The organism is Dyadobacter subterraneus, from assembly GCF_015221875.1.
GTDB classification, from domain to species: Bacteria; Bacteroidota; Bacteroidia; order Cytophagales; family Spirosomataceae; genus Dyadobacter; species Dyadobacter subterraneus.
This window is the reverse complement of the sequence record NZ_JACYGY010000002.1, coordinates 589344-608511: the sequence shown is the minus strand read 5'-3', so window position 1 is coordinate 608511 and position 19168 is coordinate 589344. Positions and strand designations below refer to the sequence as shown.

The following is a 19168-nucleotide window of genomic DNA, read 5'->3' as shown; positions in this document are numbered from 1 at the left end:
TATACCCAATATTTTATATCTTAAAGCTTGATTTTCAAAATAATATATTAAATTATTTGAATTCTCACGCATCCATAAGGCGCTCATCTTCGTATATTTGATGAGCATTGTATTTTTTTATTGAAATTTTTAGAATGACTCAGTCCGTAGTTTTAGCACCCATTACCGAAAGTTTACCAGAGTTTATTAATTCAGGGCAGTATTCAAAAGTAATCGTAATAGCCGATAACAATACACGCAAGTACTGTTATTCATTGATTAAGCCTCTTTTGGGGAAACATAAACTTGTGACAGTGCCAAGCGGTGAAAAGCATAAAGTGTTGGCCACATGCGAAACCATTTGGGAATCCATGACCGATGCTGAACTTGACAGACATGCGTTGGTGATCAATATTGGTGGTGGTGTGATAGGGGATATGGGAGGATTTTGTGCGGCAGTATATAAACGGGGAATAGATTTTATACAGATACCAACAACACTGCTTTCACAGGTTGATGCCAGTGTAGGTGGGAAATTAGGAATTGATTTTCAGGGATTTAAAAATCATTTAGGTGTTTTTAACATTCCAAAAAGTGTATTAATTGATCCGTTTTTTCTTAAAACATTACCTGAAAGAGAGATCCGTTCGGGATTTGCTGAGATCATCAAACATTGCCTGATTGCAGATGGAGAAAAGTGGAAAGTGATACGTCAGAATGATTTTGAAGAACAAAACTGGGCCGATCTTATTGCACATTCGGTAAAGATCAAACAGGATATTGTAAATCAGGATCCGACAGAAAAAGGATTAAGAAAGATTTTGAATTTCGGACATACACTTGGCCACGCTGTTGAAACATATTTCCTTGGAAAAAGTGAAAATGAAAGATTATATCACGGTGAAGCGATTGCAGTAGGTATGATCATGGAAAGTTATCTTTCCTTTAAAAGAGGTCTGATTGATCAGAAAACATTGATTGATATTGAGGAATTTATCTTTGCTACTTATGGCAGAGTTTTGATTAAAGAAACTGATGTTGAAGCAGTTATAGCTTTGACACGACAAGACAAAAAGAACAGAGGAAGCGAGATTCGTTTTTCTCTTCTGGAAGGTACCGGAAAATGTGGGTATGACATTGTGGTTTCCGTTCCGGAAATGCGTAAAGCAATAGCTTATTATATGGGATAGATCTGGTGACAGGACGGCATAAGCTATTGATTAGTGGGTTTTCAATATTAGAGTGAATAATATCTATTTATAACCTGACAAAATGAATTGCTTATGCTGAAGTCTATTAAACCTTATTATGCCGCTTTATTAGTGATATTGATATTAGCGGGTTGCTCGGGTGGTCGTAAAGTGTTTGTTGAACACGACTACAGTTATGAAACAAATTTTAAAGATTATTCTTCCTATACCTTTCTGGAATGTGAGCGGGATACAAACAATCTTTGTACAGAAATTTACGAGGCCATTCGTCGCCAGATGCAGGTAAGAGGCTACAAGCTTACCGCGGATAAACCAACCTTATTGGTAAATTATGGTATTTTTTATGATAACCTTCGCTATCAGGGTTACATGCAGCCGGTGATAAAAAACTGGGTGGATACAGAAAATGATGGTTTCAGGTATGAGCCTATAAAATATGCCCTGGATAAAGGAACATTGATCGTTTCATTAATTGATGCCGAGAGTGATCAGGTGGTCTGGAGAGGTTATGCATCCGGAATTTTCAAAGGTGTTGAAAATTCGAATAATCATTACCGAAGTGTCGTAAGAAGGATTTTTGACCAGTATCCGCTTTTTGCCAAAGGATATGATCCGAGACGATATAGCGAAGCCGTAGGAAGATAATTTCTTCGGAATATAAAAAATGAGCCTGCTGATAAGTTCAGCAGGCTCATTTTATTTAATATTCAGAGTTGTTGATGCCGTTGTGCGTAGTGTTCTTCGAACACTGCGTACTTGAAATAAAATACCGTTTGTAACGGTATTAAAATGAAAAAGCTCCTTGCTGCTTAAAAACGCTTACCGTTACAAACGGTAAATTATTGAAAATTCGTAGTTTAAACTACGAACAACGATTTTTATCTTAATTTCAAAGTTGCCAATGTCATGATGGCCAAAATAATTCCAACTACCCAAAAGCGGGTTACAATTTTCGCTTCATGTATACCTTTTTTTTGATAATGATGATGAAGCGGGGACATCAGTAAAATCCGCCTGCCTTCTCCGAACCTCTTTTTCGTATATTTAAAATAGCTGACCTGCATGATTACGGATATATTCTCGGCAAGAAATATGCCGCATACAATTGGAATCATTAGTTCTTTTCTGATAGCAAGTGCCAAAACAGCGATAACTCCTCCAAGCATCAAACTTCCTGTGTCTCCCATGAAAACCTGTGCAGGATAGGCATTATACCAGAGAAATCCCACACATGCCCCGACAAAAGCAGCACAGAAAATTACCAGCTCTCCTGAATTCGGAATGTACATAATGTTCAGATACTGAGAGAATTTAGTATTACCTGAAAGATAAGCAAGAACCCCAAAGGTAAGTGCAATAATCCCTGAAACACCAGCGGCAAGACCGTCGATTCCATCTGTAATATTCGCTCCGTTAGAAACTGCTGTAATGATGAAAATGGCTATAATCGTATAGATCACCCAAGTATATTCTTCCGGAAGCCAGCCAAAAAGCAAAGTCCGGTAATCAAATTCATTATTTTTTGAAAATGGAAGTGTTGTTACCATCGGGTGAACAATATCCCGGTAACGCTGCACCTCACCAAGCGAAGAGCTTAATAATGGCTGATCGTAAATACGGATCTTGACATGATCATTGAAAGAAAGTGTTAACCCAACAATCAGTCCAAGTCCAACCTGGCCAACAATTTTAAATCTGCCGTGAAGTCCGTCTTTATTATTTTTGAATTTTTTAAGATAGTCATCAACGAAACCAATCATACCAGTCCATATAGCCGTTATGATCAACAAAACAATGTAAACGTTAGAAAGCTTGGCGAATAATAATACCGGAATGAGCAGCGAAGCAAGAATAATAAATCCCCCCATCGTTGGCGTTCCGGATTTTTCCATTTGTCCTTCCAAACCCAGGTCACGGATGGATTCGCCTACCTGCTGTCTGCGAAGAAAGCTGATAATCCATTTTCCATAAGTTGCCGCTATGAAAAGCGATAATACGGTCGCCCCAAGTGCACGGAAAGAAATATATTGAAATACGCCGGCTCCGGGTATATTAAATTGCTTGTCGAGATAGTCGAATAGATAATAGAGCATGTAAAATCGTGATTAGCACTTGCAAAGTTGCCTTTTTCTTGCAGACTACGCAAAGGAGGCTTGTATTTTTATTCTTTTTGGGAATGAAAAGTTAAAAACGCTTCTCTCAACACCTGCCTGTCGTCAAAATCATGTTTCACACCGCGGATATCCTGATAAGTTTCATGACCTTTTCCAGCGATCAAAATAATGTCTTCCGGATTCGCTTCCGCCACAGCTTTAAGAATCGCTTCATGACGATCCGGGATGACGGATGTATTTTTATATTTCAGAGGTGGAACACCTTTCAGCATCTGATCCAGGATATCCTGTGGATCTTCGTAACGTGGGTTATCAGAAGTAAGAATTACCCTTGTGCTTAAATTACAAGCAATTTCGGCCATTTTAGGCCTTTTTTCAGCATCACGATTTCCACCACAGCCTACAATCGTAATCACCTGCTCATTTCCGTGACGTAAATGTGCTATCGTTTGAAGAACATTTTCCAGCGCATCCGGCGTGTGGGCATAATCCACGATACCAACAATATTGTCAGCCGAATGAATTTGTTCAAATCTTCCCGGAGGACTGTTAAGATTTGAAAGTGCGGTCAAAACTTCTTCCGGCATTTCTCCCAAAGCCAATGCGGCGCCATAAACAGAAAGCAGATTGTAAGCATTGAATCGACCAATAACCCGAAACCAGACTTCCTGATTATTGATTTCCATATGCATTCCGGTGAGCGTATCGGAAAGAATTTTTCCGTGATACGTCGCCACAGTTTGCAGAGAATATGTTTCGATCCTCGCTTTGGTATTTTGCACCATTACTGAACCACGGCGGTCATCAATATTTACAAGCGCAAAAGCGCTTTTTGGTAACTGATCAAAAAAGCCTTTTTTTGCCTTGATGTAATTATCGAATGTTTTATGAAAATCGAGATGGTCGTGGGTAATGTTGGTGAAAATTCCACCTGCAAATTTCAAACCTGTAATCCGGTGCTGCGCTACGGAATGAGAACTAACTTCCATAAAAACATGCGAACATCCTTTTTCCAGCATTAACGCTAACAGTTCATTAAGCGCAACGGCGTCAGGCGTGGTATGCGTGGAAGGAATAACTTCGTCTTCAATCTGATTTTGAACCGTTGAAAGTAAGCCGCAACGGTAACCGAGTGCACGGAAAAGCTGGAAAAGAAAGGTGGCAACGGAAGTTTTTCCATTCGTACCCGTAACGCCAACAAGCGTTAATTTTTTAGAAGGCTGATCGTAAAAAGAAGCAGCCATATAACCCATTGCCTCAGCGGAATCAATAACCTGAATGTAGGAAACACCTTCACGCAATGTTTTTGGTAATTCTTCACAAAGAATGGCAACAGCACCCAGGTCAGCTGCAGTATCCATAAATTGATGCCCGTCTACTTGTGTACCACGTAAAGCGACAAATAAACTTCCCGGCATAACCCGGCGGGAATCAATTATAATTTTATTGACAACAACATTTTCAGACCCGTGGATTACTACATCCGGGATTCCACTAACAAGGCTATTAATTGGTTTTTGAATACTTTCCATAAATGGATTTTACTGTAATGTTAACAGGATCGTTTTAAGTCCGCTTTTATTGTTACCTGGGGGAAGCGATTGGTCCACGACTTTCCCGGAACCTTTAAAGGTTACCCGGAAACCTTTATTTTCCAAAATATACAAGGCATCCCGCATCGGCATTCCCTGCAAATCCGGAACATCTTTGGACTCAATATTTTGTGATTTCCATTTTGTTTTATTTCTGGCAATTACGGAACCCGCTGTATACTCCTGGGCATCTTCCGGCAAAGGAGCGAGTTTTAATTCTTCCCCGATCACTTTTAAATCAGAAGTTCTTCCTGCCCATCTTACCAGTTTATCTTCACCGCTGGTTGTGTCCTTTTGTGTTTTTTGGATACTTACATCATGCGCGTAAATGCGGTCGGCAACTTCTTTAAAAACCGGCGCGGCTACACTTCCCGCATAAAGCTGATAATTTTCTTTGGCACCGCGAGGTGTATCAATGATAACGATGCAGCTGTATTTAGGTTTATTGGCAGGAAAATAACCTGCAAAAGACGTATAGTATTTACCCGCGGTATGAATTCCATTAATCAATTTTTGGGCAGTTCCGGTTTTTCCTGCAATTCTGTAAAGATCAGTTTTGATATTTTTCGCAGAACCGTGTTCCACCACACCTTCCAGCATAATTTTTATTTTACGTAAAGTTTCCGGAGAACAAATCGGCTTTTCCGAAACATAAGGCAAGATTTTATCTTCAACTTTTTCTGCATTCCGAATTTCCCTTACCACCATCGGCCTTACCCAATAGCCGTCGTTTGCAACAGCATTATACATGGCAAGCGTCTGAAGAGGTGTCATTCGCATTTCATATCCGTACGACATGAAAGTCAGCGAATAATTGTTCCATGTTTTTGATGAGCGATTTTTGATGTAAGGAGGATTTTCTCCTTTCATATGAATGCCCGTCGGTTCAGTCAGGTGAAATTGTTTCAGATACCCAAGATACTTATCCGGTTTAGAGAAGAAATAACGCTGCATAAGCAAATGAACACCAATATTGGACGATTTTTCAAAAACCTGGGCGGCTGTTAAAATACCATGTCCACCTCTTTTGGAATCATTAATGGAAAGTCCTCTGAAACGGATGGAACCTGTTCCGGTATTAACAGTAACCTTATTGGGATCCATCTTGGTTTCCTCCAAAAGCGCCATCATCGTTGGCAGCTTGAATGTTGAACCGGGATCAGTACTTCCTGCCAGTGCGTAATTAAAAACTTCCTCGTATTTATCATCCGGACGTTTTGTCAAATTAGCCATGGCACGGATTTCCCCCGTTGCCACTTCCATGACAATTACACAACCAAAATCTGCCTGCGCCTCGGTCAATTTCCTTCTCAGTGCAATTTCTGCCATATCCTGAAAAGTCATATCCAGCGTTGTGTAGATGTCCTTTCCGGTTTCAGGTTGAATATTCAAATTGTCGCCAACAGGAATTTTTATGCCGCCTTCAACCAGTTCAACCCAGTTTATTCCGTCTTTTCCTTCCAGTTTTTTGTCAAAACTTGCTTCAATTCCGATATAACCGCGGCCACTTTTTGGATCCGTTCCACCAATCGTCCGGTCAGCCATCGGACTGAAAGGTTTGTAGCGTTTGTATATCATTTCAAACTTTCCTCCCCCACCCTTTTTTGCACGAGCGAAGAATGGCCACTCCTTTACTTTCTCCCTTTCGAGGTATCCAATTTCTTTATTTTTTAATCTTAAATATCGTTTGTTTTTACTTTTTCGATACCTGATCAGTTTATCTCTATATCCGTCAAAAGTATTTTCACCAAAATTCTTAACAAGTAATCTGGCAAGCTGATCTACATTATCATAAAAATAGGTTGAGTCGGCCACTTTCGTGTCAAATCCAACATAATAATAGGGTAATGAAGTAGCCAGCAAACTGCCGTCGCTTGAAAAAATACTACCGCGCATAGCCGGGATTGTATCCAGTTTCAGGTCATTTTTTTCTGCATATTCGGCCCAGGTTTTGCCTTTAAATTTGGCATAATACTGAACCTGAATAAGTTTAACGAAAACCATAATGGCAAAAGCAATCAAAAACAGAGCTACTATACGAGCCCGGTAAATCAGTGCTTTTTTATTATTCTGGCCGCTGTCTGTATCGCTTTTCATACCGATGTTACAATAATGGAATGAAGTGTGTTATTCGTTTCTGATAATAATTTTCTTTGGCGGATTCAGGTTTTCTTCCAGTCCATCCGGTTTTACCTTTTCTATGACCACGGATTGTTTTCCGCTTTTTTCATATTCCGCCTGGATAGAAGTGTATTCTGCCCGTAAATCTTCAACCTCTTTTTTTAGTTTGATACTGCTTCTGACATACTCCTCAGACTGGAAACCGATTCTCTCATAAATCACCAAAAGAATCACAATCCACCCGAAGTAATAGAAATATTTAACCGGAACGCGTTCTTCTTTTCCAGGCAATTTGTCGCCAAAAACTTTATCCAGCGGGAAAAATTTATTCAACCAGTTAAAAAGACTGTATTCCCGGCGTCGTTTTGGCGGTTGGTCAGGTGTTGGTTTAGGTCTTCTTTTATTTTCAGCCATGTTTTTTACAACAGTATGTGTTATTAAAAATCATTTGTCATAATTTGGTTTCAGTATCTGGATTATGTCACCCCCTTGGGGTTTGAAAATCCAATCGGAACAATGTTTTTCTATAATAATGTCATCCCTTCGGGATTTTTATATCACCAATTCCGAAGGGATAAATTTGTTTTTATAACGGCATCATTAATCTGTCTAGGCTATGTCTTTTTATTATACTGGCATCTTTTCGAAATTTCTGATATCAATAATCCCGGAGGGATGACAGTATTGTAGAACCTGGAATATCAGCTTAGCATAAACCCTGAAAGGGTGAAATAACCGAAATCATGCTTCGCTTATTCACTTATTTACACACTATTTCTAAACCACCGGTAACTCCGCAATCCTCAATTTCGCACTTCTCGCACGTGGATTTCTTGCCACTTCTTCCGGTGTCGCTTCAATCGGTTTTCTGGTAATGCTTTTTAGCGGTTTAAGCTCATTACCATAAAAATCCTTTTCAACTTCCCCGTCAAATTTTCCTTTTTGGATGAAGTTTTTAACCGGTCTGTCTTCCAGCGAATGATACGACATGACTACCAGCCTTCCACCAGGTTTTAGTACTTCCGGAACCTGCATTAAAAATTCTTCAAGCACTTTCATTTCATCGTTTACCTCAATCCGTAGTGCCTGGAAAACCTGCGCAAAATATTTATTTTCGCGATGTTTCGGCGCATAACGCATCAATATTCCTTTCAGATCATTTATCGTTTCAATAGGTGCATTATGTCTTGACGAAAATATTGCTTCCGCGGCCGTACGCGCATTGGTAACTTCTCCATAGCGACTCAGAATCGATTGTAATTCCGTAGCCGAACGCACATTCAAAACTTCCCGCGCGGTTTTTTCATTACTCGGGTTCATCCGCATATCCAGATCCGCATCAAAACGTGTTGAAAACCCACGTGCAGGCGTATTGATCTGATGTGACGAAACGCCAAGATCAGCCAGAATACCGTCCACTTTTTCAGCTTTATGTAATTTCAAATATCTTTTTATATGTCTGAAATTCGCTGCTATAAAGGTAAATCTCGGATCGTCTTTCCATTCTGCTGCATTTGCCCCAGCATCAGGATCCTGGTCAAAAACCAAAAGTCGTCCGGTCGTTAATTTTTCTAAAATCGCCCGTGAATGTCCTCCACCACCAAACGTAACATCTACGTAGGTTCCGTCAGGACGAATATTCAATCCATCCAGACATTCGGACAGCATTACAGGTTCATGATATGTACTTGGAAGATCCATTTATTAAAAGCAACGTAGATAGGAACTATTTCTTGCCAACAGGCCGTTACAAACTTAGCAATTTTCAATGGTACGAGTTGCGCTTAAGGAGGGATTTAATTTTCTTGTCACACCTGTAATTCTATATTAATAAATTGAATATGAGAGCAATAAAATTCATAATTACGCTTTTTGCCGGTATAAGTATCTGGGGCTGTCAGTCTTCCACAGATTCTTCGGTGAAACCCGGAACCTGGCGCGCTACCTTGACCCGTGACGGACAAACACTTCCGTTCATTCTTGACTTTGCACAAAACGCTGATGGTAAAACTTATACCGTCTATTCTGTTAATGGAAATGAACGTTTAAAGCTCGACAGTGCCTATTTTGAGAAAGATTCTTTGCACATTCCGATGCAGCTTTTCGATTTTGAAATTACAGCTTCGGTAGATGGAGAAAAATTGACAGGTGTTTATAAAAGACTAGATGGAAAAACCGTAACGGGTTCTCTGCCATTTCAGGCCACTTTTGGAGCAAATTATCGGTTTTTCAAAGAGGAAGCTTTGGAAGGTATTAAAAACGTTACCGGGAAATATGCGACCATTTTCAAAAATGAAATAACAAAAGATTCAACCGAAGCCGTTGGAAATTTCACACAAAAAGGAAGTATCGTTGAAGGTTCGTTTTTAACGCCAACCGGTGATTATCGTTTTCTTAGTGGAAATGTAAAAGGCGATAGTTTGTATTTATCGACTTTCGACGGCTCAAATGCTTATTTAATAAAGGCCGCGATCCTGAAAGATGGTGTTTTGAAAGGTGCGATGTGGTCCGGAATTAAAGGCTACAAAACATTTACATCGATTTTAAATGAAAATGCAAAATTACCGGATGCCACCAAACTGACTTATATGAAACCGGGCTCTGAAACGGTTGATTTTACATTTCCGGATGCTGATGGAAAAGCTTTGTCTTTCAAAGACCCTCGATTTCAGGGCAAACCTGTAATCATTCAGATTTTGGGTTCATGGTGCCCGAATTGTATGGATGAAACAAATTTCATAGCGCCCTGGTACAAGAAAAATAAAGACCGTGGAGTAGAAGTAATCGGTCTTGCTTTTGAGCATTCGGCAGATCTTGCAGTTTCGGCTCCAAAATTGAAAAGAATGGTCAGCCGCTTTGGAATTGAATATCCAGTGCTTTTAGCAGGTACAAATACGGATGAAGCAACAGCAAAAGCGTTGCCGATGCTGAACAAAGTAATGTCCTATCCAACGACGATTTTTGTTGATAAAAAAGGAAAAGTGCGAGAAATTCACACCGGATTTTCTGGTCCGGGAACAGGTAAATATTATGATGAGTTTGTAACAGATTTCAATCAATTGATGGACAAACTGATTAGCGAGAAATAAATAAATTACACGCATCGGGCTTCCAAAACCTGATGCGTTTTTTTATGCAACAAAATTAGTATGCTTGCATAATATTAATTTGATTTATTACATTTGTAAACGTTACATCACTGACACCTACCAATCTAAAAGATGCGCAAGGAAAAGACAATTGACTTCCAGATTAAGTGGGCATGGCATTCCATTTCCAGGATGTATAACGCTTACGCAGCCCGGTTTGATACGACAATGGCGGTTGGTTATGTGTTATTAAACATTGATTTAGAGCACGGTACGCCGGCAACTAAAATTGCGCCATTGTTGGGTATGGAGCCAAGGAGCCTGGTCAGAATGCTGAAAAATCTGGAAGAAAAAGGTTTGATCGTTCGTGAAGTGGATGAAAACGATAAGCGATTTGTAAGAATTGTTTTGACGGATTTAGGAAAAGAGAAAAGAGAACTTTCACGTGAGGGCGTACTGTCATTCAATACAATGATCAGGGATAAAATTCCGCTTGATAAACTCGTTGTATTTTTTGATGTGATAAAAGATATAAACCGTCTGGTTGAAGAGGAAAATCAAAAACTCAAAGCCGGTGAGATAGAAGACGAATTTTAAATCCCTGACTATTCGTTTGGACATTTTGCCAAAAGCTAATAGCCAACAGCTAAAACCTTAATTAAAATAATGAATCGTTCAATTCGTAAAGTAGCCGTTTTGGGCTCCGGTATTATGGGGTCGCGTATTGCATGCCATTTTGCCAATATTGGAGTAGAAGTTTTACTATTGGATATTGTTCCAAAAGAAGCCAGTGACGCTGAAAAAGCAAAAGGATTGACAACGGAGCATCCAGCTGTCCGCAATAGAATTGTTAACGATTCTTTCCAGCAAACCTTAAAAGCGACGCCGGCTGCACTTTACAGCCCTGCTTTTGCTTCAAGGGTGAAACTTGGCAATTTTGATGATAATTTAAAAGATATCAGCAACTACGACTGGGTGATTGAAGTGGTTGTAGAGCGACTTGATATCAAGAAAAGTTTATATGAAAAAGTGGACGCGCTTCGTAAACCCGGAACGCTGATCACTTCCAATACATCCGGAATTCCTATCCATTTAATGGCGGAAGGCCGTAGTGAAGACTTTAAAAAGAATTTTTGCGGAACGCATTTTTTCAATCCGCCGCGTTATTTAAGATTACTGGAAATTATCCCGACAGCAGAAACAGATAAATCAGTCATTGATTTTCTGATGCATTATGGTGATTTATTTTTAGGTAAAACCACAGTATTATGTAAAGACACACCTGGTTTTATCGCAAACCGCCTTGGAATTTTTGCCTTAATCCAAACCATTCGTGTAGCCGAAGAAATGGGTTTGTCGGTGGATGAGGTTGACAAACTGACCGGCCCGGTTGTTGGTCGTCCGAAATCCGGAACTTACCGTTTGTCTGACGTTGTCGGATTGGATACTACTGTTCATGTAGCAGCGAATTTATACGCTTCGGGCGAAGGAACGGATGAATCCCGTGATGCTTTTGTATTACCTGAAATCATGCAGAAAACGTATGATAACAAATGGCTGGGAGATAAAACCGGTCAGGGTTTTTACAAAAAGGTAAAAGACGACAAAGGAAAATCAGTCATCCTGGCGCTGGATTTTCAGACATTGGAATACAAACCTTCCGAAAAAGTGAAATTTGCTACTTTGGAAGGCACAAAAGCAATCAGCGATGTAGCCAAACGTTTCAGTGTTCTTTTAGCCGGAAAAGATAAAGCCGGAGAATTTTACAGAAGAACTTTTGCTGATTGTTTCAAATACGCTACGTTCAGAATTCCTGAAATTTCGGATGAAATTTTCCGGATTGACCAAGCAATTTGTGCAGGTTTTGGATGGCAGTTAGGCTTGTTTGAAACCTGGGATGCGATTGGCGTAAAAAGCATGCTGGGCATTATGGAAGAGCTTAGTGCAAAACCGGCCGCCTGGGTTTATGAAATGCTGGAAGCCGGAAATGAGTCTTTTTATAAAGTTGAAAATGGTAAAAAACTTTATTATGATATTCCTTCCAAATCGTACAAAGTTATTCCGGGTCAGGAAAGTTTTATTATTTTAAGTAACCTTACAAATAATATTGTCTGGAAAAATGCCGGTGCAAATCTGTATGATATCGGTGATGGAATCCTGAATCTGGAATTCAAATCCAAAATGAATACCATGGGCTCCGAAGTCATTGAAGGAATTCAGAAAAGTATAAGTCTGGCGGAAAAAGAATACCGCGGACTGGTGATTGGAAATGAATCAAGCGAGGCGTTTTCCGCAGGAGCCAATCTGGCTATGCTTTTCATGTTTGCGATTGAACAGGAATTTGACGAAATCAATATGGTCATCGCGCAATTCCAGCAAACGATGATGCGTGCGCGTTATTCTTCCATTCCAGTTGTCACTGCGCCTCATACTATTGCGCTGGGTGGTGGTTGTGAGCTCAATCTTCATGCTGATAAAGTGGTTGCCCATGCTGAAACTTACATCGGTTTGGTGGAATTTGGTGTTGGACTTATTCCTGCCGGTGGCGGAACCAAAGAAATGGCACTGAGATGTTCGGACATGTATCAGGCAGGAGACACAGAATTAAATATTCTCCAAACTGCTTTTATGAACATTGCCCAGGCGAAAGTCTCGACTTCTGCGTATGATGCGAAGGCAATGAATTATTTCCAGGACAAAGACCAGATTGTGCTGAACCGCAGCCGTTTGTTAGCAGAAGCAAAACAGGCAGCGATTGATCTGGCTGATAACGGTTATACACAGCCAAAACAAAGAAGTGACATAAAAGTACAGGGAAAAGCAGGAATGGCACTTTTCATGGCGGGTATTGCCCAAATGAAAATAGCGAATTACATCAGTGAACATGACGCGAAAATTGCCAACAAACTTGCTTATGTCATCAATGGCGGTGATTTAAGTTCTGCACAAAATGTAACAGAACAATATCTTCTGGATCTGGAAAGAGAAGCGTTTTTATCACTTTGCGGGGAGAAGAAAACGCTGGAAAGAATGCAGGGACTTTTAAATGGAGGTAAGCCGCCAAGAAATTAATCACGCAAGCCAGCGACTTGGATTGCCGGTTTTGTCAAAAAGCGTATTAGAAAGTTGTCCGATATAGTGGTTCTGCTTGTTTTCGAAGTTTAAATCTTTCAAAATAAGCAGAACTTCTTCTTTTGTCACTTTCCGGTATTTCGGGTTCATCGTTCCGCCAAATTCTCCCGCTTTTGCGGTAGGTTCCCATTGATATTGCGGGTTAACGAGACTGCCGCGCGGGGCCATAATAGGCGGTGGCGAATCACTTCCACGGAAGTCAAGATTGGCGGGATGATCCAGACCAAGACTGTGCCCAAATTCATGTGCTGCGGTGGTGGAAGTACCCAGATTATCACTAGTAAGCCAATGTCCAACGTTGTCTCCTATTCCATAACCCATGAAAGATCTGGTAATGCGATTTTCATTTTCAATCCGGATAAAGTTATTTTTATAGTTGAAGTTCACGGCAGCCCGCATCATAGCTTCACTCGTTGAAATAATTTTAAACCCGACAGAGAATAAAACTTTCATTTGTTTTCCATTGAATTCAACAAAAACTTCCGGCTCATTATACATCCGGTTTATTTCATCAATTATTTTATTTCCTGTTTCCTCAGTTGCCTGAGAACCATATAAATACAATCTTGAAATAATTTCAATCTGGTTTTTTTCAAACTGAGGAGTTGCAATCGCGGCCATTTAATGTGTGTATTTTTGATTAATATTTGTATTTATTACAAATTAGTTTGAAAAGTCTATAAATTAGTAGAGTAAGTAGGATATTTTTTAAAATTGTGGTTTCTTGGCGATTACCTGATTGTATCATCTATTTTGTTTATGACAAATTAATGAATAAAAAGCAGTTATCTTTTGTTATGTCTAATTAGGTTTAGGTTAATCCAGAAGTTACATGGATAAGATAGGTTATCAGATCCGGTAAATTTTTAAAGGCGAAATTTTAGTATACTTATCAACAATGATATCAAAGAAAGCAAAGTACGCTCTGAAGGCGCTTAAAGTATTGGCGGAACAGTTTGGAAAAGGACCTGTTCTGATTTCATACATCGCGGAAAAAGAAAGAATTCCAAAGAAATTTCTGGAAGCAATTCTGCTGGATCTGAGAAATAACGGCGTATTACAAAGCCAGAAGGGAAAAGGCGGAGGATATCTGCTGAGAATCCCTCCAAGTGAAGTCAGTTTTTCAAAAGTTCTCAGGATCATCGACGGCCCGATTGCTCCGGCACTATGTGTTTCTATGTTTTTTTACGGACGATGTGAAGACTGTAAAGATGAAGAAACTTGCAGTCTGCGTACAGTATTGGAAAAATGGAGAGATGCGAACCTTGCCGTTCTGGACCAGACTACACTTAGCGATTTATTGCAGCAAGGTACGGGAGAACATCTGCTTGCTGTTGAGTCGTAAGCCGGTCTTTTCTTACAAATAATTTTATATCATTCTTGTCTGACACCAGCGTATAATGCTGATGGACGAAATTTGCGAGCGCGGGGAAATTTTCAATTCCCTGCGTTTTTTTATCCTGTACCCACAAACTGTTTTTACCAACCGCATCCAGAATTACAACTGGTTTGGTTCTGTTCAGATCGCTCAGATAACGGCTTAGATATTTTTCCTGCAAGGGATGTTTAAATATGGAGCGTTCGGAGTGGTTTTCTGCTGTCCCCTGTGCCAACTGCGCCTCAACGTAATATTGACATTGCCATCCCCAGACGGTCATATAATCGCCCGGTTTTGTAAATTTTTTCAATTCTTTCACAACCGGATTTTCTGCCAGTTTATTGGCTCCTCCTATGGACTCAAAACTATTGAGTCTGTGTTCTCTTCTATAATTTATCGCATCATTTCCTACAAACCAGAATAGCAGTAATACGGAAAAAACTGTAAACCAGTTATAACGTTTTGAAGTACCATATGCCGCCAGCAATATCCATGGATAAATACAAAAATTAAGATAATGGATAAAAGTATTGCCTGATTTTGTAGCTGCATAAATCCCCGCCAGTACCGACAAGATTAACGTAGCTGGCAAAACGAATTGGGTTTGGGACTTTTTACGTGAATTAGGAAGAAATGCATATACAATTCCCAAAATTATAGGAACAATCAATACGAGCGAATAAATCTTGAAATCAGGACTTAGCGTAATCAGATTGAACATTTGTACCGGAATAGACAGCCAGTTATTTTCACCAGCGTAAATTGCATTTCCGAGTAAATAAAAATCAATAAAATCACCGAAAACGTGATTTGCAGCAGCCCAAATGAATAACAGAACCGGAAAAGCAAGTCCTCCTGAAAGTAAAAACAATAGTGGCTTAATCTGTTTTGTTTTTTGGAAGAAATGATAACAAATCCAAATTGCAGCCAACACAATCACCATAGCCTGAGGCACCGATTGTAGTTTTGCAAAAGGCATCATTCCGGCTACTAAACCCAGAGTAAATGTAGAGGCAGAAGATAGACTTTTACTTTCTGTGATTTTAGAAAGTAACCAAATTATTGTCGCCAGAAGGAAAACCGGAAGCTGCTCACTTGAATAATGTACAAAATCCGTTTCCTGAGTAAAGGCCAGAAAAATAACAGGAGTGACGATTGCAATTCTGCTAAGCGTTTCTCCAAACCAGTTTCTCATGGCGAGAAAGACAAAAAGAAGAGCGCCAATGGTACAAAGCAAACCCATAACCCGGCCACTGGTATAATTAATTTGAAAGCCGAAAAGTTTGGGAACAACCAGCAGATAATTGTCTAACGGCCCGATTGTAGTTCCATCTACCGAACGCCAATAAACGGGATCTTCATACAGCGTAATGGCGTGGCTAAGCATCTGGCTTTCATCTGCATTGATTTCCCGGTTGAAAACGAGAACCGGCATACGCATGAAAACGAGCAGCAGAATTGACAGTATGAAAAATACTTTTGCCGGAATTATTTTATAAACAGCAGAAATAATAACGATTCCTGCAAGCAAATAACCAAGGAGCCAATATAGTGTGGGAGTACTGTCGAAAGTTACCATACGATCCTAGCTGATGGTATCTACTTTTTCTACAAAATCGCGATAATGTACTGCCGGAATAAAGTGTTGCTGAGAGCGATATTGCAACACCATAAACACCAGAAACAAAGAAATCAGAAAGGATTGCAGCATCAAAATAATTAATGTGCTGCCCAAAGTAGATGCCCAGCCCGGTGTTGCATTCCCGATCAGTTTCAAAAACAGAATTAAAATGATAAAAGCAACCGCAAGCCCGGACATGAATATCGAAAAAATCAGTATTCTTACAGCAGTGGTATCAACAAGAACAGAAATGGTACTCAATCCGTGTAAAACCAGCGAAACAAAATTCATCTTGCTTTCTCCTGCAAGACGTTTTGCCCGGTCGGTAAGAATTGAGTCGTAAGGAATTCTGGATTTGATAATGCCACCCGGATAATTGTTCCAGATTTCAGAAACACGTACCAGATTTTTTAATCTTTGCTTTGGAACCAGGCTGAAATTACCAAATGTGATAACCTTGCCGGTAAGAAGCTTGAACAGGTTCTTGTAAATAATATAGAAAAACCTGAAAATGAAATTTTCTGTACGCTTGTTTCGCTGTGCAAAAATAATCTTCCCGGGAACTTCTAATGACCTTTGAACCAGTTTGTTAATATCGGAAGGAGCATCTTCGCCATCTGCATCCATGACAATCACATTATCGCAATCGATATTTTCTGCAATGTAGGAAAGGCCGATTGCAATTGCTTTTTGATGACCAAGATTCCGGTAAAGACGTAAAACCTGAATGTCTTTTCCTCCAAAAGGAACGAATGGCTCCGTCCGGTCTTTAGAAGAACAATCATCAACCACCAGTAGAGATGAGTTTTTTAACACTGTCGGACTTAAATCTGTATTTATTTTTTGTATCAGCAGATTCAGAGCCTCCCAGTCGTTATACTGTGGAATAATGATTACAAAATTTTCAGGCATAGCAGTGATGAAAATAACCTCCGAACAAGTATAAGGGATTTTACTCGTTCGGAGGTTATAAAGACTAAGATATTATTTTACACTTGCCAATCTTGAAGATATGCCGTCGTGTATTTGTGTAAGCGTTTCTGTTAATCCAAATTCCCAATTCCAGCCCGGATAGTGTTCTTTAAATTTAGAAAGATCACTTACATACCAGATATGGTCACCGATACGGTTGGTTTCAGAATATGAATGGGATAATTTATTGCCTGTAATTTCTTCACACAATGCAATGGCTTCAATCATTGAGCAGTTTGCAAAACGACCGCCGCCTGCGTTGTAAACTTCGCCCGGACGAGGATTTTGGTAAAAATGCCAGAACATGTTTACAAGGTCATGGCTGTGAATGTTGTCACGAACCTGTTTCCCTTTGTATCCGAAAATCGTGTAGTGATTTCCAGTGATTGCACATTTCATCAAATAAGCAAGGAAACCATGAAGCTGAGCGCCTGAATGGTTAGGACCAGTAAGACATCCGCCACGGAAAACAGCTGTTTTCATTCCAAAATAACGGCCATATTCCTGCACCATAATATCAGCCGCTACTTTTGAAGCACCAAAGATGGAGTGTTTTGTATGGTCGATACTATGCTGTTCGTCAATTCCATTTTTGAAATATGGATGGCTTTCGTCAATTTCCCAACGTGTTTCCAACTCAACAAGAGGCAGATAGTTAGGATTATCACCGTAAACTTTATTCGTAGAAGTGAAAATGAACACAGCTTCGGGTGTGTGAAGACGTGTCATTTCAAGCATATTCAAAGTACCAACAGCATTAACGCCGAAGTCTGTGAAAGGCTCACGAGCGGCCCAGTCATGGCTTGGCTGTGCAGCTGCGTGGATGATCAGTTTAATATCAGAGCCGTATTCTTTGAAAATCGGTTCCAATTGGTTAACCTCACGAATATCAGCTGAATAGTGCTTGTAATTGGTGTAAGCAGATTCTATGCGGCTCTTGTTCCACGCTGTATTTCCATCAGCTCCGAAGAAATATTCACGTAAATTATTATCAACTCCAATTATTAAATCAAACTTGTCAGCTAAAAAAGCAACAGATTCACTTCCTATCAATCCGGCTGAACCGGTAACGAGCGCTATATTCATATTAAGCTAAAAATACGGTTTTTAAATCTGGTATTAAAATAATACTATATTTATGATGTGTATAATAAGACTGTAAAGTAAATTAAAATCGAACAATTATCCCAACCGCTTACTCAACTGAGATTGAAATTACCTCCCATTTTTTAATCATCGTAGGAAAACTGACTTATAAGTAACCAGAATATCAGGTGTTTATAAGAGTAATCAGCTCTTTAAGTTTAAATTCTCTTCCCGTGTTTAAACTTTTTTCAGATCCTGATATTAAACTTTGTAATAATAAAAGAGGTGTCTTTGATAAAATGAAGATGTCATGAAATAAGTTCAGACATATGAATTTTTATAACTGAGCTTAATGACAATGGTGAAAATCCTGCTTGCCATGAAACAAAACTTACGGTGATGGTATTGATTGACCAGCTGGGTAAAGGTAACTTTTAACTTTCGAATGCCTTTAAAAATTATATTTCAATCTTAATTTACAGAAGAAATGTAATTAATATTCAAAAGGAAATACACCAGGCAGAAATAAAAAAGATATCCTTCATATGAAGGATATCCTGTTATAAAATCAATTCTGTAAAAACAGATACTATTCTTTAATGTATGCACTACCAGAACCGCCATACAATTTTGCACGAATTGCGTTCACGCGTGGTTCAAGTGTAGGATCCGCAGTATATTTATTAGCCATTTGACGTGGTAAAGAATCTGGGCTTACACCGTAAACGTAGTCATTCTTGGCATTTAAGTCCTTCTGCTCTTTGTGGTTATATTTTTGATAGTCACAAGAAGACAACAATGCGATACATGCCACAAACGCGGCTATTTTACTAAATTTCATCTCTCTACTGGTTCATAGTAATACGCACAAAA

General features: G+C 39.5%; 16 protein-coding genes. 6 read left to right on the top strand and 10 right to left on the bottom strand.

Annotated elements, in window-relative coordinates; all coding sequences use genetic code 11:
• Positions 1-134: 134 nt before the first annotated feature.
• Together aroB and IEE83_RS27905 are read left to right on the top strand one after the other, a co-directional pair.
• A complete protein-coding gene (aroB, locus tag IEE83_RS27910) occupies positions 135-1169 on the top strand; it encodes a 3-dehydroquinate synthase (RefSeq protein WP_194124042.1) in 1035 nt (344 codons plus the stop codon).
• Between the two features lie 87 nt (positions 1170-1256).
• Positions 1257-1835, top strand: coding sequence for a DUF4136 domain-containing protein (locus IEE83_RS27905; protein ID WP_194124041.1), 579 nt, complete (start codon positions 1257-1259; stop codon positions 1833-1835).
• Between the two features lie 233 nt (positions 1836-2068).
• Here the strand turns inward: IEE83_RS27905 and mraY are convergent, their stop codons facing one another.
• The 5 genes from mraY to rsmH all read right to left on the bottom strand — a co-directional run bounded on the left by mraY (position 2069) and on the right by rsmH (position 8718).
• Complete coding sequence (mraY, locus tag IEE83_RS27900) at positions 2069-3283, bottom strand: phospho-N-acetylmuramoyl-pentapeptide-transferase (protein WP_194124040.1); 1215 nt, start codon at positions 3281-3283, stop codon at positions 2069-2071.
• 68 nt (positions 3284-3351) lie between these two features.
• Positions 3352-4836, bottom strand: a complete 1485-nt coding sequence (locus IEE83_RS27895; protein ID WP_194124039.1) for a UDP-N-acetylmuramoyl-L-alanyl-D-glutamate--2,6-diaminopimelate ligase — start codon at positions 4834-4836, stop codon at positions 3352-3354.
• A 9-nt stretch (positions 4837-4845) separates the two neighbouring features.
• On the bottom strand, positions 4846-6993 hold the full coding sequence (locus IEE83_RS27890; protein ID WP_194124038.1) for a PASTA domain-containing penicillin-binding protein: 2148 nt from the start codon (positions 6991-6993) through the stop codon (positions 4846-4848).
• 30 nt (positions 6994-7023) lie between these two features.
• Positions 7024-7431: an FtsL-like putative cell division protein gene (locus IEE83_RS27885; protein ID WP_194124037.1), complete on the bottom strand. Its 408-nt coding sequence runs from the start codon at positions 7429-7431 to the stop codon at positions 7024-7026.
• A gap of 363 nt (positions 7432-7794) precedes the next feature.
• On the bottom strand, positions 7795-8718 hold the full coding sequence (rsmH, locus tag IEE83_RS27880) for a 16S rRNA (cytosine(1402)-N(4))-methyltransferase RsmH (protein WP_194124036.1): 924 nt from the start codon (positions 8716-8718) through the stop codon (positions 7795-7797).
• Between the two features lie 140 nt (positions 8719-8858).
• On the opposite strand from rsmH, the gene IEE83_RS27875 reads away from it, so the two are divergent.
• From IEE83_RS27875 to IEE83_RS27865, 3 genes are all read left to right on the top strand, one after another.
• Complete coding sequence (locus IEE83_RS27875) at positions 8859-10106, top strand: peroxiredoxin family protein (protein WP_194124035.1); 1248 nt, start codon at positions 8859-8861, stop codon at positions 10104-10106.
• Between the two features lie 132 nt (positions 10107-10238).
• The gene (locus IEE83_RS27870) at positions 10239-10703 is read left to right on the top strand and encodes a MarR family winged helix-turn-helix transcriptional regulator (protein ID WP_194124034.1); all 465 of its coding nucleotides are present in this window, start codon (positions 10239-10241) and stop codon (positions 10701-10703) included.
• Positions 10704-10772: 69 nt separating this feature from the next.
• Positions 10773-13178 (top strand): 3-hydroxyacyl-CoA dehydrogenase/enoyl-CoA hydratase family protein, encoded by a 2406-nt coding sequence (locus IEE83_RS27865; RefSeq protein WP_194124033.1) that lies wholly within the window; start codon positions 10773-10775, stop codon positions 13176-13178.
• Here the strand turns inward: IEE83_RS27865 and IEE83_RS27860 are convergent, their stop codons facing one another.
• A complete protein-coding gene (locus IEE83_RS27860) occupies positions 13179-13859 on the bottom strand; it encodes a M10 family metallopeptidase domain-containing protein (RefSeq protein ID WP_194124032.1) in 681 nt (226 codons plus the stop codon). It lies immediately after the preceding gene.
• Between the two features lie 277 nt (positions 13860-14136).
• On the opposite strand from IEE83_RS27860, the gene IEE83_RS27855 reads away from it, so the two are divergent.
• Positions 14137-14583: an RrF2 family transcriptional regulator gene (locus tag IEE83_RS27855; RefSeq protein WP_194124031.1), complete on the top strand. Its 447-nt coding sequence runs from the start codon at positions 14137-14139 to the stop codon at positions 14581-14583.
• Here the strand turns inward: IEE83_RS27855 and IEE83_RS27850 are convergent.
• The 4 genes from IEE83_RS27850 to IEE83_RS27835 all read right to left on the bottom strand — a co-directional run bounded on the left by IEE83_RS27850 (position 14528) and on the right by IEE83_RS27835 (position 19136).
• Positions 14528-16195, bottom strand: coding sequence for a hypothetical protein (locus tag IEE83_RS27850; RefSeq protein WP_194124030.1), 1668 nt, complete (start codon positions 16193-16195; stop codon positions 14528-14530). The genes IEE83_RS27855 and IEE83_RS27850 overlap by 56 nt on opposite strands.
• A gap of 6 nt (positions 16196-16201) precedes the next feature.
• Positions 16202-17149, bottom strand: a complete 948-nt coding sequence (locus IEE83_RS27845; protein ID WP_194124029.1) for a glycosyltransferase — start codon at positions 17147-17149, stop codon at positions 16202-16204.
• A gap of 72 nt (positions 17150-17221) precedes the next feature.
• Positions 17222-18295 (bottom strand): NAD-dependent epimerase/dehydratase family protein, encoded by a 1074-nt coding sequence (locus tag IEE83_RS27840; protein ID WP_194124028.1) that lies wholly within the window; start codon positions 18293-18295, stop codon positions 17222-17224.
• Between the two features lie 589 nt (positions 18296-18884).
• Positions 18885-19136, bottom strand: coding sequence for a hypothetical protein (locus IEE83_RS27835; RefSeq protein WP_194124027.1), 252 nt, complete (start codon positions 19134-19136; stop codon positions 18885-18887).
• Positions 19137-19168 lie beyond the last annotated feature (32 nt).

Bases quoted from the DNA above. Each gene is read 5' to 3' on its own strand.
- IEE83_RS27845 (WP_194124029.1), bottom strand. From the start codon at position 17,149: ATGCCTGAAAATTTTGTAATCATTATTCCACAGTATAACGACTGGGAG.
- IEE83_RS27865 (WP_194124033.1), top strand. From the start codon at position 10,773: ATGAATCGTTCAATTCGTAAAGTAGCCGTTTTGGGCTCCGGTATTATG.
- IEE83_RS27835 (WP_194124027.1), bottom strand. From the start codon at position 19,136: ATGAAATTTAGTAAAATAGCCGCGTTTGTGGCATGTATCGCATTGTTG.
- mraY (WP_194124040.1), bottom strand. From the start codon at position 3,283: ATGCTCTATTATCTATTCGACTATCTCGACAAGCAATTTAATATACCC.
- IEE83_RS27885 (WP_194124037.1), bottom strand. From the start codon at position 7,431: ATGGCTGAAAATAAAAGAAGACCTAAACCAACACCTGACCAACCGCCA.
- IEE83_RS27875 (WP_194124035.1), top strand. From the start codon at position 8,859: ATGAGAGCAATAAAATTCATAATTACGCTTTTTGCCGGTATAAGTATC.
- IEE83_RS27895 (WP_194124039.1), bottom strand. From the start codon at position 4,836: ATGGAAAGTATTCAAAAACCAATTAATAGCCTTGTTAGTGGAATCCCG.
- IEE83_RS27840 (WP_194124028.1), bottom strand. From the start codon at position 18,295: ATGAATATAGCGCTCGTTACCGGTTCAGCCGGATTGATAGGAAGTGAA.
- IEE83_RS27860 (WP_194124032.1), bottom strand. From the start codon at position 13,859: ATGGCCGCGATTGCAACTCCTCAGTTTGAAAAAAACCAGATTGAAATT.
- aroB (WP_194124042.1), top strand. From the start codon at position 135: ATGACTCAGTCCGTAGTTTTAGCACCCATTACCGAAAGTTTACCAGAG.
- IEE83_RS27870 (WP_194124034.1), top strand. From the start codon at position 10,239: ATGCGCAAGGAAAAGACAATTGACTTCCAGATTAAGTGGGCATGGCAT.
- rsmH (WP_194124036.1), bottom strand. From the start codon at position 8,718: ATGGATCTTCCAAGTACATATCATGAACCTGTAATGCTGTCCGAATGT.
- IEE83_RS27855 (WP_194124031.1), top strand. From the start codon at position 14,137: ATGATATCAAAGAAAGCAAAGTACGCTCTGAAGGCGCTTAAAGTATTG.
- IEE83_RS27850 (WP_194124030.1), bottom strand. From the start codon at position 16,195: ATGGTAACTTTCGACAGTACTCCCACACTATATTGGCTCCTTGGTTAT.
- IEE83_RS27890 (WP_194124038.1), bottom strand. From the start codon at position 6,993: ATGAAAAGCGATACAGACAGCGGCCAGAATAATAAAAAAGCACTGATT.